Annotated in this window: 15 protein-coding genes; 8 read left to right on the plus strand and 7 right to left on the minus strand. The window is 67.8% G+C overall.

The annotated features are described in order from the left end of the window. Positions 1 to 741: 741 nt before the first annotated feature. Complete coding sequence (locus tag VFZ09_RS19315; RefSeq protein ID WP_329729079.1) at positions 742 to 1800, plus strand: DUF1521 domain-containing protein; 1059 nt, start codon at positions 742 to 744, stop codon at positions 1798 to 1800. Positions 1801 to 1875: 75 nt separating this feature from the next. Beyond that, positions 1876 to 2370, plus strand: coding sequence for a tetratricopeptide repeat protein (locus VFZ09_RS19320; RefSeq protein ID WP_329729080.1), 495 nt, complete (start codon positions 1876 to 1878; stop codon positions 2368 to 2370). Positions 2371 to 2390: 20 nt separating this feature from the next. Here VFZ09_RS19320 and VFZ09_RS19325 read toward each other — a convergent pair whose 3' ends face one another. Then, on the minus strand, positions 2391 to 3002 hold the full coding sequence (locus VFZ09_RS19325; RefSeq protein WP_329729081.1) for an SAM-dependent methyltransferase: 612 nt from the start codon (positions 3000 to 3002) through the stop codon (positions 2391 to 2393). 139 nt (positions 3003 to 3141) lie between these two features. Here VFZ09_RS19325 and VFZ09_RS19330 point away from each other — a divergent pair, with 139 nt between their 5' ends. Continuing rightward, positions 3142 to 3585: a tetratricopeptide repeat protein gene (locus tag VFZ09_RS19330; protein ID WP_329729082.1), complete on the plus strand. Its 444-nt coding sequence runs from the start codon at positions 3142 to 3144 to the stop codon at positions 3583 to 3585. A gap of 113 nt (positions 3586 to 3698) precedes the next feature. Then, positions 3699 to 5828, plus strand: coding sequence for a type III secretion system export apparatus subunit SctV (gene sctV, locus VFZ09_RS19335; protein WP_329729083.1), 2130 nt, complete (start codon positions 3699 to 3701; stop codon positions 5826 to 5828). Positions 5829 to 5893: 65 nt separating this feature from the next. On the opposite strand, the gene VFZ09_RS19340 is transcribed toward sctV, so the two are convergent. Together VFZ09_RS19340 and VFZ09_RS19345 are read right to left on the minus strand one after the other, a co-directional pair. Further along, positions 5894 to 7006, minus strand: a complete 1113-nt coding sequence (locus VFZ09_RS19340) for an FHA domain-containing protein (RefSeq protein ID WP_329729084.1) — start codon at positions 7004 to 7006, stop codon at positions 5894 to 5896. Positions 7007 to 7039: 33 nt separating this feature from the next. Further along, on the minus strand, positions 7040 to 8095 hold the full coding sequence (locus VFZ09_RS19345) for a tetratricopeptide repeat protein (protein WP_329729085.1): 1056 nt from the start codon (positions 8093 to 8095) through the stop codon (positions 7040 to 7042). 114 nt (positions 8096 to 8209) lie between these two features. Here VFZ09_RS19345 and VFZ09_RS19350 point away from each other — a divergent pair, with 114 nt between their 5' ends. Continuing rightward, the gene (locus VFZ09_RS19350; protein WP_329729086.1) at positions 8210 to 8725 is read left to right on the plus strand and encodes an outer membrane beta-barrel protein; all 516 of its coding nucleotides are present in this window, start codon (positions 8210 to 8212) and stop codon (positions 8723 to 8725) included. Here the strand turns inward: VFZ09_RS19350 and VFZ09_RS19355 are convergent. Further along, positions 8722 to 9525: an RDD family protein gene (locus VFZ09_RS19355; protein WP_329729087.1), complete on the minus strand. Its 804-nt coding sequence runs from the start codon at positions 9523 to 9525 to the stop codon at positions 8722 to 8724. The genes VFZ09_RS19350 and VFZ09_RS19355 overlap by 4 nt on opposite strands. Positions 9526 to 9674: 149 nt before the next feature. On the opposite strand from VFZ09_RS19355, the gene VFZ09_RS19360 reads away from it, so the two are divergent. Then, positions 9675 to 10805, plus strand: a complete 1131-nt coding sequence (locus tag VFZ09_RS19360) for a hypothetical protein (protein WP_329729088.1) — start codon at positions 9675 to 9677, stop codon at positions 10803 to 10805. A 12-nt stretch (positions 10806 to 10817) separates the two neighbouring features. Here the strand turns inward: VFZ09_RS19360 and VFZ09_RS19365 are convergent, their stop codons facing one another. After that, the gene (locus VFZ09_RS19365) at positions 10818 to 13385 is read right to left on the minus strand and encodes a hypothetical protein (protein WP_329729089.1); all 2568 of its coding nucleotides are present in this window, start codon (positions 13383 to 13385) and stop codon (positions 10818 to 10820) included. 465 nt (positions 13386 to 13850) lie between these two features. Between VFZ09_RS19365 and VFZ09_RS19370 the strand changes: the two genes are divergently transcribed. Together VFZ09_RS19370 and VFZ09_RS19375 are read left to right on the plus strand one after the other, a co-directional pair. Then, positions 13851 to 21215 carry a kelch repeat-containing protein gene (locus VFZ09_RS19370; RefSeq protein WP_329729090.1) on the plus strand — a complete coding sequence of 2455 codons (7365 nt, stop codon included), beginning with the start codon at positions 13851 to 13853 and terminating at the stop codon, positions 21213 to 21215. Between the two features lie 422 nt (positions 21216 to 21637). After that, the gene (locus tag VFZ09_RS19375) at positions 21638 to 24556 is read left to right on the plus strand and encodes a thrombospondin type 3 repeat-containing protein (RefSeq protein WP_329729091.1); all 2919 of its coding nucleotides are present in this window, start codon (positions 21638 to 21640) and stop codon (positions 24554 to 24556) included. Between the two features lie 301 nt (positions 24557 to 24857). Here the strand turns inward: VFZ09_RS19375 and VFZ09_RS19380 are convergent, their stop codons facing one another. After that, positions 24858 to 25295 carry an SMI1/KNR4 family protein gene (locus VFZ09_RS19380; protein ID WP_329729092.1) on the minus strand — a complete coding sequence of 146 codons (438 nt, stop codon included), beginning with the start codon at positions 25293 to 25295 and terminating at the stop codon, positions 24858 to 24860. After that, positions 25292 to 25570: an HNH endonuclease gene (locus VFZ09_RS19385; protein ID WP_329729093.1), complete on the minus strand. Its 279-nt coding sequence runs from the start codon at positions 25568 to 25570 to the stop codon at positions 25292 to 25294. The genes VFZ09_RS19380 and VFZ09_RS19385 overlap by 4 nt, the downstream gene beginning before the upstream one ends. Positions 25571 to 25581: the final 11 nt, after the last annotated feature.

Consider the following 25581-nt stretch of genomic DNA (forward strand, 5'->3'; position numbering starts at 1 on the left):
GGCGCAGATGAAGATGCAGAAGGAGCAGGAGCTGACCCAGCTCATCACGCAGATGATGAAGCAGATGCACGAGATGGCGATGTCCGTCATCCGCAACATCGGCGGCTGATAGAGCGCCAGAGGCGAATAGAGCCCCTGGCAATCGGGTAGTCCGAGCCGGTCTCGCGGTCCTCGATAAGAGGGCTCGCGGGACCGGTTTCGTTTTTTGGGGCCTCGCGTCCGCACTTCCCCCTGGTGGCCGCTGCGCGTCTCCTCCGCGGCTGCCTGCCCCGGAAAATGCTCCGGAAAATCCCCGGGAAATTCCGAAGAGGCGATGGCGCGCACCTGGAGCTCCCTCCTCGGAGGATGAATCACCTGCTCGCGCTCCACCGATGCGCCATCGTCCACGGCCTCGGCGGAAGATGGAGCGCCAGTCAGCCAGGCATCCCGAACGGCCTCGCGGGGCCCCTCTCCAGAGAGGGCCGGGCGGGGCCGGTTTCGTTTGGAGCCTCCTTTTCCCGGGGTGCCGGGCTTGACGGCCTCCCGACCCGTGGTTTCCACTCGCGACCCTGGGGGACGGCAGGGGCTTCCTGGGCGGAAAAATCAATTCCGTAAGTCCACAGGAAACCTTTGGTGGGGTGGCTCGATAATGGAAATAACTGAAGCACAGCGGGCGGCGCTTCGGCGCCACCCCCACAACCCGAAGTTCTGACCTGGTGCGAAGAGCCTTCTGCGCGCCTGAGAAAGAAAGGACGAAACATCATGTCGACCAAGATCGGTGGTTCTCCGAACCCTGTGACCACGGCCCGGACCACGACGGCCGAACTGCAGACCCTGGGTGCCACCAAGGACGCCGGCCAGGTTCAGACCACGGCCGCCACCACGGCCGCCAACGCCGCCAACAACACGGTCGAGACCGATGTGTTCCGCACCGACCGGTCCATCATGGACATCTTCCGCTCGGTCGTCGGCAACGGTGGTCCCGCCACCCCCACCCCTCCGGCTCCCTCGGACTCCTCCCACCCCTCCGGCAGCCTGAAGACGGACTCCAAGGGCGTCATCACCACCCCCGGCGGCTACAAGATCGAGGCCACCAGCCAGTTCGAGTGGAAGATCACCGGTCCGGACGGCAAGAACACCCGCGTCTGGGGCGACCCGCACGTGGACGAGGGTGACGGTGGCAAGTGGGACTTCAAGCGCGACAGCACCTTCGTGCTCGGCGACGGCACCCGCATCAACTGCACCACCGCCCCCTACGGCAACGGCATGACGGTCTCCGCCAAGCTGGAGATCATCTCCGGCAACGACCGCGTGCAGGTCACCGACATCGACAAGGGCAAGGGCAAGACCGGCCCCGTCACCCAGGACGGCTTCGCCAACGTCAACAGCTTCGGTGGCAAGGACGTGTTCGTCATGGGCAAGGAGACCGACGACTGGTCCTTCACCGGCAAGGAGATCATCGGCAGCAACAACGGCGGCGAGTCCTTCAAGCTCGGCAACGACCTGGCCCCCGGCACCACCAAGCCCACCACCAAGCCGGGCGACACCACCAAGCCGGGTGGCTTCCTCGGCAAGCTCGGCGACCTCTTCAAGCAGATGTCCAAGCTGTTCGACACCCTGCGCAAGCTCACCGAGAAGCTCGAGAAGCACAACCCCTTCGAGCGCCCCACCACCAACGGCCCGCGCGGTGGCTGCTGGGTGGATCGCCGCCAGAGCACCCTGAAGAACAGCTTCGAGGACATCGGCCGCATGCTGGACAAGTGGTCGTCCCTGAGCGACCTCACCCGGAGCATCAACCAGAACCGCTTCCGGACGTTCTGAGCTCTGGTCTAGACTCATCGGGCGGGAGGGTCGTGCGCGGCCCTCCCGTCTTTTTTTTTCCCCACAGGTGCTCCCGTGAGCAATACCCCGCAGAAGCCCGCCGGTACCACGCGCGTCATCTCGGAAGAGCTCGGTGAAAAGCTCGTCGTCGGAGAGATCACTCCGGCCGAGTTCCTCGGCCTGTCCCAGGAGATGCTCTACCAGATCGCCACGCGCGGTCACGACCTGCTCAAGACCGGCAAGCTCCAGGACGCCCTGGACATCTTCAAGGGTCTGGTGGCGGCCTCCCCCTACGACAGCGTCTTCCACTGCAACCTGGCGTCGACCTACGCCCACCTGGAGCAGTACGCCGAGGCCAAGGAGGAGTACTCCCGGGCGCTCGAGCTCAACATCGCCAACGTGGACGCCCTGGTGGGCCGCAGCGAGCTGCTGCTGCGCGAGGGCAACGTGGATGGGGCGCTCCAGGACATCCATACCGCGCTGAAGCTGGATCCCGAGGCCAAGCGCGAGAACACCAGGCGCGCCCGCGCCACCCTGACCATGCTGCAGAAGGCGGGGAAGGCGAAGTAACCCCGCCGCACGGCAGGGGCCTACCGGCGCTTGTACACCGCTGCGAGCGCCGAGCCCCAATCCGTCTTCATCACCTTCATCTTCTGGAAGACGAGCTCGGGGGAGGCCAGCGTCTGTCCGGCCATGATGACCCTCGCGCCCGGCTTGAGCTCCTCCAGCTTGTGGGTGAGCTTGCCCATCAGCTCCGGCCCGTAGCAGGTGCCATGCGCGAACAGCACGTCGGCCTCGGAGAGGTCCTCCACCAGGAAGTCCCCATCGATGAAGTCGATGCGCTGCTCCTGGTGCTCCGGCCCCAGGCGGGGGCGGATCTCCGCGTTGTAGTGGCTGAGCACCCTGCGGGCCGCGTCCCCCAGTCCGGGGAGCAGCTCGATGCCCACCACCCGGCGGAACGGGAAGGCGAGCGCCGCCAGCAGGGTCGCCTTGCCCGTCCCCGAGCCCAGGTCGAAGAACACCTCGCCCGCCTGCGGCGCGGCCGCGAGCATCACGTCATGGAAGGCCGTGGGAATCACCTCCCCGTAGGTGGTGGCCGCCTCCTGCTTTCCCAACCGCTCCTTCTCCTGCCGGGCGATGTCGTAGCCGGAGAAGCCCGAGTACAGCTGCTCGAAGATTTCCTGCGCGCGCGCGAGTTCCATGCGCCCCATCTTACGGAAGGTCCGTCCCGGGAGGACGTTCCTGTGAGACCTGTCCTGTAATTCCGGTAGGGAGCTTCCGTCGGTTCGGAGGCTCGTAGTAGCATCCAGGTTGACTTCTTCCGTCCTGTCCCCACCCACCATGGCGAACTCCGATCCCGAAGTCTCCACGCCCGACCTGCTCCAGCACGCGATGCAGGGCTTCCAGATGTACGAGCAGGGGCGCTACGACGAGGCTCGTGTCATCTTCCAGGAGCTCTCGGCGTTGGATCCCACGGAGGGCTACTACCGCACGGCCCTGGGAGCCACCTGTCTGGCGGTGGACGAGCTCGACGAGTCGCTGGGGCACTTCAACGAGGCCATCCGCCTCAATGACTCGGACACCGCGGCGTTGATCAACCGCGGCGAGGTCCACCTGCGCCTGGGCAACATCCTGGAAGCCGTCCATGACTTCACCCGCGTGGTGGACCTGGATCCGGAGAACAAGGATCCCCTGACCGAGCGTGCGCGTGTCCTGGCCGCGGCGGCGCGCCAGAGCGCCGAAGAGGCCCAGCGGGATGACGCCGGGGGCGAGTCCCAGGAGTAGGGGGCGCACCCGGCCGGTGGCGCGGGCCGGCTCGCCTGGCCGCATGCTCGTGGCGGATGGCGAGGGGTGGAGACTTGGGAAAGTAAGCGGGTTTCGCTAGGCTCGCGGACTGAATGTCCGCCCAGAGCAACAGCAACAGCTTCCTGTCCAAGTACTCCGACATCGTCCTGGCGTGCGTGGTGGTGGCCATCATCGGGATGATGATCGTCCCGCTGCCGCCCATGCTGCTGGACGTGCTGCTCACCTTGAACATCAGCATCTCGGTGGTGCTGCTGCTCATCTCCCTGTACGTGCCCCAGGCGCTGCGGCTGTCGGTGTTCCCGACGCTGCTGCTCATCACCACGATGTACCGGCTGGCGCTCACCATCTCCACGACGCGCCTCATCCTGCTCACGGGCGATCCGGGCGAGGTGGTCGAGGCCTTCGGTCACTTCGTGGTGGCCGGCAACATGGTCGTCGGTCTGGTCATCTTCGTCATCCTCGTCATCGTCAACTTCATCGTCATCTCCAAGGGCAGCGAGCGCGTCGCCGAAGTGGCCGCGCGCTTCACCCTGGACGCCATGCCCGGCAAGCAGATGTCCATCGACGCGGACCTGCGCGCCGGCTCCATCGACCAGGAGGAGGGCAAGCGCAAGCGCCGAGACCTGGAGCGCGAGAGCCAGCTGTTCGGCGCCATGGACGGCGCCATGAAGTTCGTGAAGGGCGACGCCATCGCCAGCATCATCATCACCGTCATCAACATCGTCGGTGGCCTCGTCATCGGCGTGATGCAGAAGGGCATGGAGGTGGGCGCCGCCGCGCAGAAGTACACGCTGCTCACCATCGGTGACGGTCTGGTCGGAATGATCCCCGCCATCCTCATCTCCACCTGCGCCGGTATCATCGTGACGCGCGTGGGCGGCGACGAGGAGGGCAACCACCTGGGCAAGGACGTGGGCGCGCAGCTGACCGCCTACCCGAAGGCCATCGCCATCGCCGCGGGCATGCTCCTGGTGCTCGGCCTCATCCCCGGTCTGCCCAAGATTCCCTTCTTCCTGCTGGCCGCCGGTGCCGGCTACGGCTCCTGGAAGATGCTGAAGAAGGAGGAGGCGGTGGCGGCGGGCGAGGCGGCGGGCCTCACCGGCGAGACCCCCGAGGGCGAGGTGCCCGCGGCCACCGAGCCGCAGCCCAAGGAGGCCATCAACCCGGACTCCGAGCTCTTCATCCCCGTCGTCACGCCCATCGTCCTGGAGGTCTCCGACGCCCTGGTGCCCTACGTGGACTCGCGCCAGGACAACGGCAAGTTCCTCTTCGAGCTCATCCCCTTCATGCGCGACGGCCTCTTCGTGGAGATGGGCGTGCGCTTCCCGGGCGTGCGCGCCCGCGGCAACTCGAACCTGCCTCCCGGCGCCTACCAGATTCAAATCAACGAAGTCCCCGTGGTGACGGGCCAGGCCACCCTGGGCCACGTGCTCGTCAACGACACGGTGGAGCGCCTGAAGCTGATGAACATCCAGGGCTTCGAGGCCGTCAACCCCGCCACCCGTCAGGCCGCCGCGTGGGTCCCCGAGCAGCACAAGGACACGCTCGAGGCCGCCGGTCTCACCACCTGGGATGTGCCCGGCTACATCATCCTCCACCTGGCCGCCGTGCTGCGCCGCCAGGCGCGCGAGTTCATCGGCGTCCAGGAGACGCAGTCGATGCTCGACCAGCTGGAGAAGGCCTTCCCCGCCATCGTCAAGGAAGTGGTGCCCAAGGTCGTCACCGTGCTCAAGCTCACGGACATCCTCGGGCGCCTCGTGGAGGAGGAGATCTCCATCCGCGACCTGCGCGGCATCCTCCAGTCCCTGGCCGAGTACGGCCAGGTCGAGGCCGACAACGTCATGCTCACCGAGCACGTGCGCTCCAGCCTGCGGCGCTACGTGTCCCACAAGTTCGCCCGCGGCACGGGCACGCTCGTGGTCTACCTGTTGGATCCGCAGATTGAAGAGGCCATCCGCGGCTCCATCAAGCGCACCTCCGCCGGTACCCACCTGGCCCTCGAGCCGGACATCGCCCAGGAGATCGTCCAGGCCGTGAAGTCCGAGTGCGGCCACCTGCCGCCCAGCGCGCAGCGCCCCGTCATCCTCACCGCCATGGACATCCGGCGCTACGTCCGCAAGCTGCTCGAGTACGAGTTCAACCCGCCCTTCTCCGTCGTCAGCTTCCAGGAGCTGTCCCCCGAGCTGAACATCCAGCCGGTGGCCCGTATCTCCATCCGGTAAGGGGGGAACCCGGGTACTCCCGATACCCTCACCCCGACCCTCTCCCGGTGGGAGAGGGAGTTGGCTCAGACGCCCACGAACAGGGCGATCAGCACGCCCACCGCCATCAGGAAGATCACTCCCAGCGCCACCAGCGGGATGTAGCGCTTCACGTCCAGCCCGGATACCTCGTCCTCCGGCTCCTTGCGGCGTACGGGTGGCGGAGGCGCGGGCCTCACCGGCTCCTCCACGGCAGGCTCAGGCTCCGCGACCGGTTCCGGCTCGGGCTGGGCCGCGGCTTCCTGCCCGGCCGCCGGCTCCTCTGCGGCGGCCTCCTGCTCGGGCTCCGGTGACTCGTCCGCGGGCTTCTCCGTGGACGCCGCGGAACGCTTCCCCGACGGCGTGCGCTCGCGCGTGGCCGGCAGCGGGTGCGTCTTCGCGCTGGGCTCGCCGTCCGGCGTGGCCACCACCGGCGCCGCCAATGCCTCGGCCTGCTCCTCCGGCGCCTCGGACGGGCAGACGTAGACGAAGCGGACTCCTCCCACCTCCAGCTCGTCCCCGTCCTTGAGCGTCTTGCGGTTGATGCGCTTGCGGTTGACCTTGATGCCGTTGCGGCTGCCCAGGTCCTCCACGTGCGTGCCGGACCAGTCGCGCCGCACCTTCACGTGCCGGCGGGAGATCAGATCGTCCCGGAAGATGACGTCCGCCGAGTCGTCCCGGCCGATGGTGAACTCCTGCGCGTCGTTGACCTCCAGCCGCTCGCCCTCGCGCGGGCCGTTCATCACCCGCAGGTAGCGCTCCTCGCCACCCGACAGGCCCCGCATCACGTCCTTCACCATGTTGCGGGCCACGAAGGACGTCTTCTGCGACTCCACGTCGTGTGGCAGATCCGCCACCTTGTCGAAGCGCACGTCGAACTGCGCGATGACGATCACGTCACCGTTGCGCAACAGCCGCTTCTCGCCCTTGGGCAGCGGCTTGCCGTTCACCTGGGTGCCGTACGCACTGCCCAGATCCTCCAGGAAGAAGAGGTTGCCCTCCTGGGTGATGCGCGCATGGCTGCGCGACACGGCCTGCTGCGCCAGCACCACCTGGCAGCCCTTGTCGCGGCCCAGGGTGATGACGGCATCGTCCAGGACGAGCTCGGTGGGTTTGGCACCGGCTTCACTGCTCTGCTTGACCGTTAGCCTGACGCTCATCGCGATGGCGGGGGGCGGGGTTCCGGGCGCACGCTAGTACGACTTCGCGCTGAGGAACTTTTCGCACGTCTCCGACTCCGTGGGGAAATCCTCCACCGAGCCGTACTTGAGGAAGTTCTTGCACGCAACCTCCGCGTGCTGGCGCTTCTGGCCGGTCGAGTAGATCTCGAACAGTCCGTAGTGGCAGGGGGCGTACTTGCCATCGCGCTTGAGGCACTCCTTGTAGGTGCGCTCCTCGTCGGCCAGCAGCCCCTCGTCCTTGTACTTGCGCGCCAGCACGAAGAGGGACTCCGCGCTGTTCTCCGCCTTCTGCGTGTCGCGGAACTGCTTGAGGCCCGAGTCGACCAGGGCCGCCTTCTTCCGGGCGATGGTCAGGTTGTTGAGGCACACCGCGTGATCCGGCTTGATCGCCACACAGCTGGCGAAGGACTCCACGGCCTCCGCGTAGCGGGACAGCTCCATCTGCACCGCGCCCAGGTTGTTCCACCAGTCGGGGTTCAGGTTGGGCGCCAGTTGCACGGACTTCATCATCTCCGCCGCGGCCTCATCCAGGCTGCCCTGGCGGTAGCGGATGATGCCCAGGTCATGGTGGGCCTGCGCGTTGTTGGGATCCACCACCAGCAGCGTGAGGAACTCCTTCTCCGCCCGGTCCAGCTTGTTCAGGTTGATGAAGGTGAGCCCCAGGTTGTAGCGGGCCTCCACGTAGTCCGGGTTGACCTTCAGCGCGCGCTGGAAGCTGTCGTGGGCCTTTCCGTAGGCCTGCTCGTCCAGGTACAGCTTGCCCAGGTTCATGTACGAGGCGGCGTGATCCTGGTTGAAGCGGATGGCCTTGATGAAGTGCTCGCGCGCCAGCTTCTTGTTCCCCGAGTACATGGCGATGAGGCCCTTGTTGGCCCACAGGTCCGCGTACTGGGGAGCGAACTCCAGGCCCAGGTCGCAATACACCTCGGCCTGCTTGAGGTCTCCCCTGGCGATCTCCTGCGTGCACAGCTCGTTGTTCACGAGGGCCCGGTCGGACGGAGGCGGGGTGGTGACGCAGGCGGAGGCCAGCAGCAGGGGGATGGCGAGGGCGGAGCGGAGGGAACGCATGACGGGGTGGGAGTGTAGGAGAGGCCCCCCTCCCGGATCAACGCCCCCCGGCCCGGAGTTTCCGTGCGGTTTCAGTGGTTTAGCCGCCACCCGGGGACGCTAGAGTCCGGGCCCATGCGCTCGTTCCTGCTCGCCCTCGGCCTCTCGGTGGCCCTCTTCGCGGCCGCCCCCGCCCACGCCCAGTTCGCCAACCGCAGCCTCGGCCTGTCGCTGGGCTACATGAACTTCAACAACACGGCCAGCCTCAACAGCACCGCGTTCATCGGCTTCGACGCCACCCTCTACATCGAGAGCGGCTTCGAGGCCGTCTCGCTGACGAAGATCTCCTTCCCGGAGGATCCCATCACCGGCAAGCGGGTGGTGGGCCTGGCCCCGTCGCTCGGCATCCGCTACCTCTTCTTCGAGGAGTCCATCCGGCCCTACGTGGGCGCGGACCTGAGCTACCTGCACGTCTTCAAGGAGCAGGGCGAGTCGAACTTCTTCGGCGTCGGCCCCAACGTGGGTATCGAGTTCTTCGTGTCGGACTCCATCAGCCTGGGCGCCCGGGGGCAGTTCAACGCCTACCTGTCGCTGTCGGAGCGGGTGCAGACGTCGCTCATCCTGTCGGCGAGCGCGTCCGTCTACTTCTAGTCCCAGGCCACCGCACGCACCGTGCCCCTCGGCCGTGCGCCGGGGGAGGGCAGCAGGGCCGTGGCCACCAGCAGCGTCCACTTCTCGTCCGAGAGGTGGGCCGGCTTCTCCAGGGCCAGCAGCTCCTGCAGCTTCGTGGCGAGCGCGGAGAAGAGGCGCAGGCGGGCCTCCATCCGCAGCTCCTCGCGCCGCAGGGCCGCGGAGAGCACCAGCTCCCGCGCCTCGGCGCTCAGCCGCTTCACCCGGGAGACGAAGAGGGGATCCGCCAGCAGCCCCTCGTCCACGGAGGCCTCGAGGGCCGAGGGCGCCTTGAGGCGGCGCTCGCGCACCACGATGGTGCCGGCGAGCATGTCCCCCAGCCGCTGCTGCGAGCCGGACAGCAGCGCCGTCACCCCGCCCACCAGGTAGAAGAAGGGCAGCCTGTCCACCGGCCGCGCCAGGTTGCGCAGCGCGGCATGGTAGAAGCCGATGCGCACGCCGCTCTGCTGGATGACGCGCAGGCCCATCACCCGCTTGCCCACCGTCTGCCCGCTCCAGGCCGTCTCCAGGGCGATGCCGTAGCCCCAGTCCACCAGGAAGTAGAGGACGAACCCCAACGCGCTGGCGAAGCCGGGGAAGGCCAGCATCGTCACGCTCAGCCCGAGGAGGAGGGTCATGGTGAGGCCCGCGACGAGCAGCGCGTCCATCAGCCACGCGAGGAAGCGCGCGTAGAGGCCCGCGAGCGTGAAGCGGAATTCCACGTACTCGGGCGTGAGCACGGTGTGGGTGCCGTCGAGGAGGGTGTCGGGCGTGTCCGTCACGCGCCCCAGTCTAGGCGCGCGGAGCCCTCGTGGGCACGTGCCGCTGAATAATTCCGGCGGCTCGACGTCCTGAGTGCCATCCAAGACAATCCCGCAGCACGAGGTGGGCTCGAGGGCCCACCCGCATCCCCTGGGAGGGGGGTTTCCCCATGCGCTTTGGTTCCCGCAGTCTCGCCGCCGCTCTGGTGCTGTTCGCCTCTGGCTCCGCTTCCGCCGTGGAGCTCAACTATCAGTGGAAGAAGGGGGACGTGCACCGCTTCCAGTACGAGGATGACTCGACCATCGAGATGAAGATGCCCGGCGGCATGGGCGCGATGCCCGGCATGGGCATGCAGATGCCCGGCATGGAGATGGGCAAGGGCGGCATGAACGTGCGCATGAAGGTCCAGTCCGTCTTCAGCCAGAAGGTGCTCTCCGTCCGTCCGGACGGCACCGCCGAGGTGGAGCTCACCCTGGAGAAGATGGAGCTGGTCGGCGCCGACAAGCGCGTCACCACCATCGACAACATTCCCCCCGCCGCCAAGAAGGTGAAGGCGGAGGTGGATCGCAAGGGCCACGCGAAGTTCTTCAAGATGGTGACGGTCTACATCCAGGAAGGCCGCACCGTGGTGGGCGTGCACGACCTGAAGGCCGGGCCCAAGGGCGCCAGCGCCTCGATGACCGCGGGTGACACGCGCGTGGACGTGGTGGCCGCGGTGGATCCGAAGAGCGGCACCGTCTCCCTGGCCATGACGGAGAAGAAGGCGCCGCCTCCCGCGCTCAAGGCCGTGAAGATCAAGGAGGAGGATCCCTCCGTGGACGTCCTGCCGAAGCAGATCTTCGACATGATGGTGCTCCCCGAGGGCGACATGGCGCCGGGCGGCCGCTACGAGGTGACCACCCCCATGGGCGCCATGGCGACGACGCTCGGGGAGATCGAGAACAACATGGCCCAGCTGCGCACCACCGTGGCCCAGAAGACCGAGGTCCCCGCCGAGGCGGCCGGGGAGAGCGAGCTCGGCGGCGCCGACGTGGAGTCCGGTGACGAGGACCAGGGCGGCGCCCAGGCCATGGGTGGCATGAACATGGGCGGCGGCATGAACATGGGCGGCGGCAAGCCGGGCCAGGGCGGCGGCGCGGGCGGGGCCATGGGCATGAACGTGGACGTGGACGTGACCAGCGGCTTCGACGTGGCGGCCGGCCGGCTCGTCCGCATCGAGGGCACCCAGGTCATGGACCAGTCCATGGGCGGCATGGGCGGCATGAAGGTCCGCTCGCGCTTCTCCCTGCAGCGGCTGTAATCGGGCCTCGCGTCAGCGGGTCCGGCGCCACTCCGAGGCGTGGTGCCGCGCGAAGAGCCGGCCCACGCCGTGCTCGTCCACGAGCTCCCAGACTCCCATCCCGCCCTTGCGCTCGAGTCCCTTGAACATCACCCGGCCGGCGAAGCGGAACACCTCCGCCAGCTCGCCAGTCGGGTGGAAGCCCACCGTCAGCTTCAGGGGCTCGGGCGGGAAGAAGTAGCGCTGGTGGAGCTCCGGGTGCAGCGTCCGCGGCTCCACCTCGAGCTGGCGGAAGAAGCGCTGATCCCCCAGCGTCTCCTGGTAGGCCAGCAGCGTCTCCTCGGAGACCGCGACGCCCGCGTTGTAGATGTCTCCCGGCGCGTCCTCTCCCTGCTTCGCGGCGTCCTCCAGCGCGTCCCGGAGCGATTGCTCCAGCGCCCGTCTCGCTGCCTCCATGTCGCCGGCCTTCAGCGCCGCGCGGGCCTCGGCCTCGGCGGAGTAGGGCACGTGCACGGACAACGGCGCGCCCACGAACACCAGCCACGGGTGGGCCAGCGCGGGATTGCCCCGCCGCTGCCGCTCCTGCGCGAGCAGCGCGTCCGCCTTCGCCCTCGCCGCCCCCGAGCGCGCCGTGCCCCGGGCGCTCTCGTTGATGCGATCCGCGATGGCCACCTTGGAGAGGCCGAACACGTCGTCCTCCAGGGTGATGACCAGCGGCGCCGGGCCGTACGAGACGAATACGCCCGCCTCCAGGCCCTCGCCCCGGCCTCGTGCCAGCGCCCCCTCCTTCTCCCGCTGGATGATGGCGCGCACGCCCGGACGGGCCGCTTGCAGCTTGCGCTCGTACTCCTCCTCGATGGCCTTCAGCCCCGCCTCCACCTGCTCGCGGGAGATGGCCTGGGCCAGGCGCTTCTCGTAGGACACCAGCTGGCGGCGGATTCCCACCGCGAGCGTCACCAACCGGTCCACCGTCCCGCTCAGCGAGAGCGCGTCTCCGAGCAGGTTGTTGACCGAGACGCCGCCCCGGTCGGACAGCTGGGACATGCCCCCGTAGAGCGCCTTCGCGTCCGCGAGGATGGGCAGGTAGAACTCCCGCCGCAGGAAGTCCGCCATCGCCGCGCCGCCGAGCAGCTGCGTGCGCCGGGTGAAGTCCTTCACGTCCACGAACAGGTGCGCCACCGGGGCGCTCACCGCCGAGCGCAGCAGGGGCCCCTGTCTCGTGGACAGCAGGTAGAGCCGCCCGGCCTGGTACTCCGCCTCCAGCCCGCCCTCCACCTCCTCGCCGGTGCGTGCCTCCATCATGCGCCGCAGCGGGAACAGGGAGCGCTCCAGCCAGAGGTCGCAGACGAACGCCGTGGCGGCCCTCGCGTAGCAGGCGTGGGCCCTGGCGCGCGCGAGCCCCGCGGCCGCCGCGGGCTCCTTGGGCGAGTACTCCTTGAGCCGGGCCGCCAGGTCGTTCAGCGCCTCGGCCGGCGGGCCCTTCAGCGTCTCCGCGTAGGTGCGCAGCTCCTTCGTCAGGTGCTTGCGCTCCTTGTCCTCGGCGAGCAGGGCCGTCAGCTCGGCCGGGCGTGTGGCGAGCGCCCGCAGGTACTCCGTCAGGGCCCCCTGGAAGCCGCCGCCCTCGCCGAGGCGCACCGCGCGCACCAGGGACTCGCGCAAGGCGCTCACGCCCACCGCCAGCTCGGCCCTGCGCGCCATCACGTCGTCCTTCGAGATGACCTGCTCGAGCGTGGCGCGCACCGTGTCCACCGGCAGGCCGCCGGGGTACTGGGCCACGAGCTTCTCGGCATCGGGGACTCCGGCCAGCAGCTCGCAGCCGTAGAGCGTGGAGCCACCCGTCAGCAGCAGCCGTGTGCCTCCCAGCACCGCCATGGGTCCCAGCGCGGATTCGATGCGCGCGGCGAGCTCCGGGGTGGGCTGGCCCTCACGCACCGCCCGCTCCACGCCCAGCCGCAGGGCGAGAAACAGGCCCGTGCCCGTGGCCGTCACCAGCTGGCGCTGCACCGAGGCGGGCAGCTCCAGGGTGCGCAGCGCGCCCTCCACGCCCGGCAGCAGCGAGGACAGCATCAGTGCCACCAGGGCAGGGGTCTCCTCGCGCCCGCGCGACTCCTTCATCTCCGTGAAGGCCCGCCGCATCAGCTCGATGACCAGCGCCACCAGCGAGCGTCCTCCACCTCCCGGCCCCAGCCAGGCCGCCATCACGCCACCGGGGAGCAGCGGGTGCGCGAGCGTGGCCAGGTCCGCGGTGGCTCGCGTGTCCGGGCCGCCCGTGCCCGGTGACAGCGTCGGCGGCAGCGGGGGCAGGGTGGCGTACTCCTCCACCAGCAGGAAGCGATCGAACTCCCCGGCGGAGACCAGCTCCCGGTGCCTCGACAGCAACATCACCGCGAGCTGGCGCGCGCCCTGCGAGAAGAGCGCGGCGGCCTCGGGGGTGATGTGGAAGGGCACCCGGAGCTCCGCCAGCGAGACTCCCAGCGAGAAGCGCACCCGGCCCGGGTCCAGGCGCAGCAGCTCGGACACACGTCCGTGGAACTGGCTCGCCAGCTCGAGACGGCGTTGCGCGATGGGAGAGACCACGGCCCCCTGTGCCGGCAGACTCATGGCCCCGAGTATTACACGTGCACGCTGCCTTCATCGACACCGTGCTCTCCGGCCACACTCGAGCTGCTCGGGCCGGGCCAGCCCGCTCGCCACGTCCGCCCGGCACGTGCTCGCGGTGTGACACACATCACTTCCCGCAGGTGGAGCGCATCACAGCAACGAAACAACCCCAGTGGCAACCTGGCTTCCACCCGGGCCTCAAAGGGACGCTTGGGTGAACGAGTGCTTGCGTTGGCACATCCGCCGCTGATGGGCACACGAAGGTGGAGCGTCGCCCTGGTGCGGTGCTGACCGCCCGGCTGTCCAGAGGCGCATGCGCGCTACGAGGAGGTCCGTACCATGAGCAACCCGTCGTCAAGGAGTGTTCCCCGCTTCCACGGAGAGGTGATGAGCCTCTTGCTGCTGATGTGTGTGGGGCTGGGCTGCGGCCTTCATCCCGGGGGGGAGGAGGCGCCGGAGCGTCTCATGGCCAGGAGCACGGGGGGAGAGGCGCGGCGAGGAGCGCTGCTCGAGGGATGGATGGCCCCCCTCCTGGGCGCCAGGGATTGGAGCTCCACCGGCACACTGGCCACAGCCCGCTACTGGCACACGGTGACGCGATTGCCCTCCGGCAAGGTGCTGGTCACCGGAGGCCTGGGCGTGAACGGCGCTCCCTCCGAGGAGGAGGTATACGACCCGGAGGAACGGGCGTGGAGCCTCACGGGCGCTCTGGGGACGGCCCGCTATCACCACACGGCGACGCTGTTGCCCTCGGGCAAGGTGCTGGTCACCGGCGGCCTGGGCGCCAGCGGCTCCCTCGATAGCGCGGAGGTGTACGACCCGGCTACGGGCCTGTGGAGTACCACGGGCTCCCTGGCCCAGGACCGCTCCCATCACACGGCGACGCTGTTGCCCTCGGGCAAGGTGCTGGTCACCGGCGGCCATGGCACGGACGGATACCTCGACAGCACGGAGGTGTACGACCCGGCCACTGGAACGTGGAGCCCGGCGGACGTTCTGGCCACCGCCCGCCGGTATCACACGGCGACGCTGTTGCCCTCGGGCAAGGTGCTGGTCACTGGAGGCACGGGCCCCGGCGGCGCCCTCGACAGCGCGGAGGTGTACGAGCCGGCCACGGGGACGTGGAGCTCCACGGGCTCCTTGACGACGCGCCGCGGCGGCAATCACACGGCGACGCTCTTGCTTTCAGGCAGGGTGCTGGTCACTGGCGGCACGGGTACCAGCGGCGTCCTTGGCAGCGCGGAGGTGTACGACCCGGCCACGGAGACGTGGAGCCCCACGAACCCGCTGGCCCAGGGCCGTTCCAGTCACACGGCGACGTTGTTGCTGTCGGGCAAGGTGCTGGTCACCGGAGGCATTGGCGCCGGCGCCCTCCACGGCGCGGAGGTGTATGACCCGGCCACGGGGACGTGGACCCCGGCGGACTCCCTGGCCCAGGCGCGTTATCACCACGCGGCGACGCTGTTGTTGTCGGGCAAGGTGCTGGTCACCGGAGGCTATGACAGCAGCGGCTATCTCGACAGCACGGAGGAATACGAACCGGCCACCGGGTTGTGGAGCAGCACGGACGCCCTGGCCATGGCGCGTCATGGGCACACGGCGACACGGTTGGCCTCGGGCAAGGTGCTGGTCACTGGAGGCACCGGTACCAGCGGCTCCCTCGACAGGGCGGAGGAGTATGACCCGGCCTCGGGGACGTGGCGCACCACGGGCGCACTGACGACGACTCGCGCCACACACACGGCGACGTTGTTGGCCTCGGGCAAGGTGCTGGTCACCGGAGGCTCTGGCACGGGCGGCTTCCTCGGCAGCACGGAGGAATATGACCCGGAGGCACGGACGTGGAGTACCAGGGGCGCGCTGATGACGACCCGCAGGTACCATACGGCGACGGTGTTGGCCTCGGGCCAGGTGCTGGTCACCGGAGGCTCCGGCACGGGCGGCTACCGCAACAGCGCGGAGGTGTATGACCCGGCCACGGGGGCGTGGAGCCCCACGGGCGCTCTCGCCACGGAGCGGGACAAGCACACGGCGACGCTGTTGCCCTCGGGCAAGGTGCTGGTCACCGGAGGCTTCAACGCGATCAGTGGCGAGCTCGACAGCGTGGAGGGGTATGACCCGGCCACGGGGACGTGGAGCGCCACGGGCCCGCTGACCCAGAAACGCTCCAGCCACACGGCGACGCTGTTGCCCTCGGGCCAGGTGCTGGTCACCGGAGGCCAGGCCTCGGGTGTCTCCCTCACCAGCGCGGAGGTGTACGACCCGGCCACGGAGACGTGGAGCGCCACGGGTGCTCTCGCCACCGCGCGCTCCCACCACACGGCGACGCTGTTGCCCTCGGGCAAGGTCCTGGTCGCCGGAGGCAATGGCCCGGGCGGCCGCGTCACCAGCGCGGAGGTGTACGACCCGGCCACGGGGACGTGGAGCCCGGCGGGCTCTCTGGCCACGGGCCGCGGCGAGCACATGGCGACGCTGTTGCTCTCGGGCCAGGTTCTCCTCACCGGAGGCAATGGCCCGGGCGGCCCCCTCGCCAGCGCGGAGGTGTACACATCGCCAGGGGCCTCCGGTTTGGATGCGGATCTCGCCGTGGCTCGAACGGAGGCCATGGCGGTGCTGTTGCCCAACGGCAAGGTGCTGGTGGTTGGAGGCGCGAGCTCCAGTGGTGGCCCCCTGTCCCACGTGGAGCTCTATGACCCGGCCACCAGCAGGTGGACGGCCACGGATGAAATGAGCACGCCCCGCTCCTCCGCCACGGCGACGCTGTTGCCCTCGGGCGAGGTGCTGGTGGTTGGAGGCAGTGGCCTGGGCGGCAATGGCCTGGGGGCCGAGCGCACGGGCACGGCCTTGCGGAGCGCCGAGTTGTTCAATCCGGAGAAGAACCAATGGCGCGCCACCGGCTCACTCAACAAGGCCCGTCATTCCCACTCCGCCATCCTGTTGCCCATGGGCCGGGTGCTGGTCACTGGAGGCGTGGATGGGACGGGCCGCCCCCTCGCCAGCGCCGAGGTGTACGACCCGAGCGCCAAGGAATGGCAGCCGACGAGCCCCATGCACACGCCCCGCAAGGGCCCCCTGACCATGCAATTGCCTGGGGGGAAGGTGTTGGTGGCCGGAGGCCTGGATATGAATGACATCCCCCTCGCCAGCGCCGAGATATATGACCCGGTGGGGGGCAAATGGACGGAGACGGAACCGATGAGCACGGCTCGCGCCTCCTCCATCGTGGCGATGTTGCCCTCGGGGCACGCGTTGGTGGCCGGAGGCATCAATGATGCGAAGCGGGCCCTTTCCAGCGCCGAGGTGTACGACCCCAACCATCACGAATGGAAGATCGTGGGCTCTCTCCAGTCGGCCCGCAAGCTCCACACGGCACACCTGCTGCCCACGGGCAGGGTGTTGGTGCTGGGTGGAGCCAACGATAGCAGCGCCCTGGACGAGGTGGAGGTGTATGACCCCGCGGCCCAGGAATGGAAGATCACGTCCAGGCTGAGCAAGCCTCAAGCGGGCTCCATGTCCGTGTTGTTGCCCACGGGGCAGGTGCTGGTGATCGCGGGCAAGGACTTGGGAGGGGCGCCCTCGACCAGCACGGAGGTGTATGCCGACACGGGGGACTCCGGCTCGTCACGCCCCATTGTCGAGATACCGTCAACCCCTCTGCGGCCCAAGGCGAGCTTCGACATGTCCGCCAGGGACGCCGGGACGAAGAGTTGTGTCCCCGTGGTTGTCCGCCTCTGGCTTTCACCCTGGGGCGCGCTGAGGGATCTGCCTGTGACCTCTTCCTCGGAGGTGACCCCTTCCTCGGAGAAGTGTGTACGGCAGGTCACCCTGCCTGAGGAAACCCCGGATGGCCATCATCTGCTCTTCGTGCTGTCGAATGGCATGACCGGGGGAGGGATCCTGCATGTGGATGGGACATCGCCGGGATCGCCCGCGATGTCTGTCGTTCTCGATGAAGCCCTGGCCTCCTTTGAAGGCACCGCGGAGCCTGGCAGCGAGGTCCAGGTGTTTCTGGACGGCAGTCCGGCCGGTACACCCGTTGAGGCGAACGCCCAGGGAAATTGGAGCTTCACCCTGACGACCGAACTGAAGGGCGGGACGTACAGAGCCTGTGCCTTCGCGAAGGATGTCGCGGGAAACCTCAGCCCGCCCTCCACGAAGCATGTCTTTACCGTTCCCGACGACCCGCACCCGCCCGCGCCGCCCACGGTGAATCCGCTGAGGTTCACCAGGAAGAACAGACCCACCCTGAGCGGCACAGCCGAGCCCGCGAGTACGGTGAGCGTCTTTGTGGATGGGCTGCGGGTGAAAGATACAGCCAGGGTGGACATGCACGGGAAATGGAGCTTCGCCCTGAAGACGGAGTTGGGGGAAGGCATGCACACCCTCTCAGCTACCGCCACGGACGCGGCGGGGAACACCAGCCCCGCCTCCGAGCCGATCACCTTCACCGTGGATACGCAGGCGCCTGCCGCGCCCGAGGTGTTGGAGCTGCTGAATGGACCCGAGGTGGGCTCCCGCGGTCTCGCCATTCGCGGCAAGGCGGACAAATTCACCAAGGTGACTGTGTATCTGAACCAGGTGAATGTGGCCTCGGTCACGGCGGACATGGAGGGGCGATGGAGTCTCTCCCTCACGGAGTTGAAGGACGGGCGCTACATCCTCTTGGCGAGAGCCACGGACGAGGCGGGCAATGTCAGCGAGGCCTCCGGGGGACACGCGTTCACCATGGAAAGCGTCCCCGGCCTGGAGGACTTCCTCGTCGTGGGGGGCGGTGGTTTCGGCTGCGCGGCGGGCCCGGGGGCGCCTTCACGGGCACTGCCGGGCCTGGCGCTCCTGGCGTGGCTCCTCTTCCGCCGTACGCGTCCCCACCCCCGCGGCGGTCCGTGGACGGCCCTGGGCAGCAGAAGCCTTCTTCTCCTGGCATGCGTGTGGCTGGGCTGCCTCCCACCGGGGAGCCCGACAGCCGAGGAGCTCCACGGAGGTCCGCGTGCACGTGCGGTCTCGGGAATGGGGGGAGAGCAGCGGGCGGGCCCTGCCGTGGAGGAACTGGCCTGGAGAAACGGAGCTCGCATGAACTTCAACCGCTACAACCACACGGCCACGCTATTGCCCTCCGGCAGGGTGCTCGTCGTGGGCGGAAGCAATGACGAGGCCAGGGCCCTCATCAGCGCGGAGCTGTATGACCTGAGTACGGGAACGTGGCAATCCACTGGAAACATGCACGGCGTTCGCTACAACCACACGGCCACGCTGCTGCCCTCCGGCAAGGTGCTGGTCGCGGGAGGCCTTGATGCCAACGACACCGTGCTCAACACCTCCGAGCTATACGACCCGGCGACGGGAACCTGGGAGAGTTCCAATGGAACCATGAAGAAACCTCGCTATTTCCACACGGCCACGCTGCTGCCCTCCGGCGAGGTGCTGGTCATTGGGGGCACCACGGACGGCGTTTCCGGCCACGCCAGTGCGGAGGTCTACGATCCGGCGAGTGGTGAATGGCGCGAAAACAACCCGATGAGCCAGACGCGTTTCAAGCATACGGCGACGCTATTGCACACGGGGAGGGTGTTGGTCATCGGGGGGACCTCCGATGAAATGGAAGCACAGGAGTACGACCCGGTTCTCAACCGGTGGACGTCGGTGGGCTTGCCGGATACCAATCGTTCCGGGCACACGGCGACGCTGTTGCACTCGGGCAAGGTGCTGGTCGTTGGGGGCTCCAAGTCCAGGACTGGCGGCAGTGGCCTCGACACCGTGGAAATGTACGATCCGGATGAGCACACCTGGAACAGCGTGGCTCATCTGAGTGAGGCCCGCCTCGGGCATACAGCGACGCTGTTGCCCTCGGGCAAGGTGCTGGTCGTCGGAGGCCAGGTCGGATCGAACAGCGGCCTCCCCAGCGTGGAGGAGTTCGACCCGGAGCATTCCTCCTGGAGCCGCGGCGGCACGCTCCAGTCCGGCCGGTTCCAGCACACGGCGACGCTGCTGCCCTCGGGAAAGGTGCTGATCGCTGGGGGTTTCGAAAATGAAGCGCTCGGGAGCACGGAAGTGTACGCCCCGATGTCGGGGAGCTGGCGGGACGTGGCTCCACTGGGCACCGCTCGCTCCGGCCATACGGTGACGCCACTGCCCTCCGGCCAACTGCTGGTCACCGGGGGCTCCCTGGACGGCAACAGCTCCTCGGCGAGCGCCGAACTGTATGACCTGGTGCACGACACGTGGACTCCCACCAGTCCCCTGGGCACCGCCCGCTTCGGGCACACCGCGACGTTGCTCCCTTCCGGACGGGTGCTGGTCGCCGGGGGCGCCTCGGGCCCGGACAGCCCTCTGGACAGTGCTGAGTTGTATGACCCGGAGAGCGGCTCGTGGACGTGCGTCAGTTCCCTGGGCACCGCTCGCCTCGGGCACACCGCGACGCTGCTCGCTTCCGGTCAGGTGCTGATCGCCGGAGGCCTGACGGGTGAACATCGAGCCCTGGACAGTGCCGAGGTCTATGACCCGGTGAGCGGCTCGTGGACGTCCACCAATAATTCCCTGGGCACCGCCCGCTCCGGGCACACCGCGACGCTGCTCACTTCCGGGCAGGTGCTGATCGCCGGAGGCACCCTGGATGACGGTGACGCCCTGGATGGCGCCGAGCTGTATGACCCGGAGGCACGCTCGTGGTCCCCCACGCAGCCCTTGGGCACCGCCCGCTCTGAACACACCGCGACGTTGCTGCCCTCGGGCAAGGTGCTGGTCGCTGGAGGCAGGAATGGGAGCGCCCCTCTCTACCTCGTGGAGATCTATGACCCGGACGCGCAAGCGTGGTCGGCGCCCACCGGGCTCGAACTGGCCACGGCCCGTTACGCCCACACGGCGACGCTGCTGCCCTCCGGCCAGCTCCTGATCGCCGGGGGCACGAATGGAGACCAGGCCCTCGATAGCGCGGAGGTGTATGACCCGGCCCTGGTCGCCTGGAGCCCCACCCCGCCCCTGGGGGCGGCCCGCGCCCACCATACAGCGACGCTGCTGCCCTCCGGCCAGGTGCTGGTCGCCGGAGGCCAGACGGAGGGCCATCGCCGCCTGGACAGCGTCCAGGTCTACGAGGCCACGCCGGAGCCCGAGGACATGAACGAACGCCCCACCCTCGACGCGATCCCTCGTGCCAGGAGGCCGGGGAGCGAGCTCGCGCTCAAAGGTAGGTACCTGCACAGCCGCTCCGAGGCCAGCGGCGGCACGGCCCACAGCTCCGGCTCCACCCTCCCGCTGATCAGCCTGATGGCGGTGGAGGGAGGGGCGCTGACACGCGTCGACCAATGGGTGTCATCCTCGGACACCGCGCACACCGTCATGCTGCCCCGCGTGGGGACGGGCTACTACTTCCTGTCCGTCATGACCCATGGCGCGTCCGGAGGGCAGTTCGTGCTCGTGGACGGGACGCCCCCCGCCGCCCCGCAGGTGAACACACCCTTCCAGGATCAAAACATCTACACCACCTCGAGACCCGCGATCACCGGCACCGCGGAGCCAGGCAGCCGGGTGACTGTCCAGCTGGATGTCGAGATCGATCCAGCGCAGGAGGGGGAGCCAGCGGAGGTGGATGCCACGGGAGCGTGGAGGTACACGCCCCGTGAGCCGCTCGAGCTCGGGAGCCACACCGCCTCTGTCACGGCCACCGATGAGGCTGGCAATCGCAGCGAGCCCGCCTCTGTCGAATTCCACCTCGCTGCCCCCGTGAGTCATTACGGCTGGAGCAACTGTTCCTCCGCTCCCTCGCTTCCCGCCAACGGACTCTGGCTCGTGATGACGTTGTGTTTCATACGCCGGAGCAAGCGGACCCAGGTGTAGGGGACGCTTCCCACACCCCTGGATGTGCAGTGCGTTGTGATCCGTCCCACCCTGTCGAGGTGAGCCGGATCACAGCACGGCCGTGGCTCGGCTGTCAGTCTGGTGCGCGCTACGGCGATAGAGCTTTGAAATCCTGGCAGCTATTTCAATCGAAACGAGCGTATGCCCGTGAACGGGCTCGCGCAGAGGTGGACATGATGCGACTGGCCTCCCTTCTTTCCGCGGGTATCCTCGCCCTCCTATGGCCACGGAGCGGTTTCGGACAGACAGTCACCGATTCCTTCAACGACGCGAGCCGCATCGACGCCGCCACCTCGTCAGGCCATGCGCTCGTCGGTGGAACGCTGCGCTCCTTTAGCGGTGTAGACCTGGGGACAGGGGCCGACGGCCCATGTGTGGTCAGCGACGAGATCGTCGAACCCTTGAAGAACGTCGATCCCCCGAGGACCGTCGAGCTCTCGAAGGGCTCATGCGTGGGCCGGGCGGCAGCGGACGCCGTGGCGTTCCCGGTGACGACATACGTAGGCGCCGGTCAGGCGAAGGTCACGCTCGCGTCAGCCCCCACCGGGCTCGCGGTCGGCGATGAGGTCCTCATCATCAACTTGTGGGGCAACGCGGCAACCGTGGGGCAGTACGAGACGCGTCGCATCCGGAAGATCTCCAGCGACACCCTCACGCTCGACGCCAACCTCACCAACACCTACAACGGCTGGATAAGCGCGGTGATGGTGCAGCGCGTGCCGAACTACACGTCGGTGTCAGTATCCGACGGGTGGACGCTCACCGCCAAGGGCTTCGATAGGAGCCGGGGCGGTGTGCTCTTCCTGCGCGTGCGCGACACGGTGAGCGTGGAGGGCGTCATCGACATGAGTGCGCGCGGCTACCGGGGGGGGCGGCGTGTCAATCCGGATTGGGGCGGTGGCTATCGCGGGGAAGGGCCGGACACGGCATCTGGCACTATACGGGCCTACACTCAGTCGAGTGGAGCGGGCGGAGGCGGGGACGCCGAAGCCTGCCACTCTGGCGAGGGCGGTGGTGGTGGTGGTTACGGAACCGAAGGAGGAGACGGTAGCGGGGTAGGGAATCAGTGTGGCGGTGGATGGTACTTCGGCAAGCATAGGGCACAGGGTGGCGCGACCTTCGGCAGTGCGGGCCTATCGGAACTCGTTCTGGGGCCAGCTGGGGGCAGTGGGGGCGTCGATAACGACGGGGGTAATAAGGGCGGAATAGGGGGAGCGGGCGGTGGCATCATTGTCATCGCAGCGCAATCCGTGAGCGTTACCGGAGGTATTCGCAGCCATGGGGAGAATGGCACCAATAGCACCGGGGCTTTTTTTCCGGGTGTCGGCGGCGGTGGGGGCGGCGGCGCGGGCGGATCCATCCTCCTCCAGGCGCACACCCTCTCCCTGGGCTCGAACCTCGTCACGGCGAGTGGGGGCGGTGGGGGGCGCTCGCCCGAGTTCTCGAACCATGGCGGCGCCGGGGGCGCCGGCCGCATCGCGGTGCGATCCCTCTCGGTTCCATCCGGGAGCACCAGCCCCATCGCGGACCTCACGCCGCTCCTCCACTCGCCAGCCACGGTGACTTCCACCAACCTGCTGGCGGGCATCCCCTTCATCGGGTCCATTGATACCTTCTCCTACAGCCTGAGAGAGCTTCCCGCGGGCTCCAGCGCGTCCATCCAGTTCAGCCAGGACGGCCAGAACTGGTACGACCACCGCAAGCAGCTGAACCAGTCATCGGCGTTGACGGTGGGAATGAACCAGAGCCTCTCGCTCGAGGAGCTGGGGTGGCATGGCTCGAATTTCTACTACCGGGTGACGCTGGAACCGGCCTCGACCGAGTCCCCGGTGTTGGATGAGATCTCGGTGGTGTACTGCGCGGACGCCAGGGACACGGACGGGGATGGCTTCGGCGATGCGTGCGACGCCGATGCCGACAACGACGGCGTGGCGAACAAGCTCGACAACTGCAGGGATTTTCCCAACGCGGACCAGGCGGACGCCGACGGCGACAAGGCCGGTGACGTGTGCGACCCGGACAAGGATGGCGACAACAAGGAGGACACGTCCGACAACTGCAGATGGACTTCCAACGAGGACCAGTTGGACACCGACGACGATGGGGCCGGTGACGCATGCGACGTGGACGATGACAACGATGCCAAGGAGGACACAGCCGACAACTGCATCCGGGTGGCCAACAAGGATCAGAAAGACACGGACAAGGATGGCCTCGGTGACGTGTGCGACAGCGATGCCGACGGAGATGGACTCTCCCTGGATACGGAGCGGACGTTGGGCACCGCTCCACTCCTCGCGGACTCGGATGGTGACGGGATTCGGGATGACCTGGAGGTGGGCAATCCCCCCGCTGCCCAAGACACCGATGGTGATGGCTTCATCGATGCGCTCGATGAGGATGCCGATGGAGATGGCGTAGCCGACCTGGAGGAGAACGCGGGGGCGCGGCCCGGCGACCTGGTCAACTCCGATAAGGATGGCCTGCCCGATTACCTCGATACGGACAGTGACAACGACGAGGTGCTCGACGGGAGCGACAACTGCCACCGGGTGAAGAACACGGACCAGGCGGACACCGACAAGGACGGCACGGGCGACCTCTGTGATGCGGACATGGATGGCGACGGGCTCACCAACACCTCCGAGGAGCGGTTCAACCTCGACCCGAGGAGGGCGGACTCGGAGGGTGACGGCATCCCGGATGGTGAGGAGTTCGGCGAGGGCTCCGAGCCGCGCGACACCGACGGGGACACGCGGCTCGACGCCCTGGATGAGGACTCCGATGCCGATGGCATCCCCGACGCAGAGGAACTCGGCGTTCCCGGCAAGCCCGTTGATACCGACCAGGATGGCCGGCCGGACTACATCGACGAGGACTCGGATGGCGACGCGCGCGAGGACGGCCAGGACAACTGCCGCCTGGTGGGCAACGCCGAGCAGCGGGATACGGACGGCGACGGCAAGGGAGATGCGTGTGATGGCGATCTCGATGGCGACAACGTGGCCGACGAGCGCGACAACTGCCCCTCGCTGGCGAACCCCGACCAGCTCGACACGAACGGAGATGGCCAGGGCGATGCTTGCGGCCCGGATGACGACGGGGATGGCGTGGCCGATGAGTCGGACAACTGCCCGCTCGCCCTCAACGCCAATCAGCGCGATGCCGACAAGGATGGGCTCGGCAAGGCGTGCGACCCGGATGAGCGCGATGGGTGCGGCTGCTCGGTGGGCAACGGAAGCGCGGCGGGCCTCGCGCCCATGTTGGGGCTGCTGCTGCTCGCACTGAGGTCTCGCCGCTCACGCTTCAGGGCGAGCTGACGGAGAGGGGCGACGAGCCAGTTCCTGCCCCGGGGTCCCGCGGAGGGCTGCTTCGCGGCTCCTCGGGGCATGATGTCCTCGCGGAGGGCCGCCAGCAGGGGCTCGCGGGCGGTGCGCAGGATGAAGTCGCAGCGAGAAGCGCAGCCGGCCCGGGTCCAGGCGCAGCAGCTCGGACACACGCCCGTGGAACTGGCTCGCCAGCTCGAGACGGCGTTGCGCGATGGGAGAGACCCCGGCCCCCTGTGCCGACAGACTCATGGGCCCGACTATTTCACTTTTTCAGCCCGCGTTGGATCCATCTCTACTCGTCATACAGGGCATTCAGGAACGCGGAGAAACTGTCGGCGATGGGGGTGATGCTCAGTTCCACCGAGACGTGGGCGATCCTGGGTGGGTACGGGGTCTCTCTGTAATCGAAGCACACGAACTCCCCTCCAGGCGTCTTGGCGAACGGAAAGATTCCAGGAGGGATAAGAGGCTTCAAAACCTCATGGACGCGCATCACGGAGTACGGCTTCTTCTCCGGGTCGACCGTGAGGGTCAGGAGTACACTGAGCCTATCGTTCCCTTCGGCCAGCTTGAAGGTGCCAGGCTCGGGAGTCATGCCCTGGTGATGCGAGACGATGCGCTTGTATTCTTCGGGGAGCGTTACACCCCATTGCCGCTCAAGCAGCTCGAACTCATGTGGATTGACGGGACGAGGCTCTTCCCAGAGATAAGGCTCCCAGCGAACCGTCATGGGCGATTGCCTCCTCCCCAGATCGCCATGCCACCGGTATGGGGAATCGACAGTTGATGAGCCCCTTCATCCACGAGTTGCATTCTCCCAACGTCCTGATGGTGATGCCAGGAGTGTCCAACCGGTGGATCCTTGGAGGTGATTGGTTTCTCGACGTCCTTGGGGCTCAGCTTGAGTGTCTGTGCCAGCTGGGGATCTTCGTGGATTGCCTGGTGGAGCTTGCGGTTTGCTTCCGCCAGAAAGGAACCCCCTTCATGGTTCAGGCGTGCTTGCATCGACGCAACGT

The sequence above is a fragment of the Archangium sp. genome (assembly GCF_036277355.1).
Classification (GTDB): domain Bacteria; phylum Myxococcota; class Myxococcia; order Myxococcales; family Myxococcaceae; genus Archangium.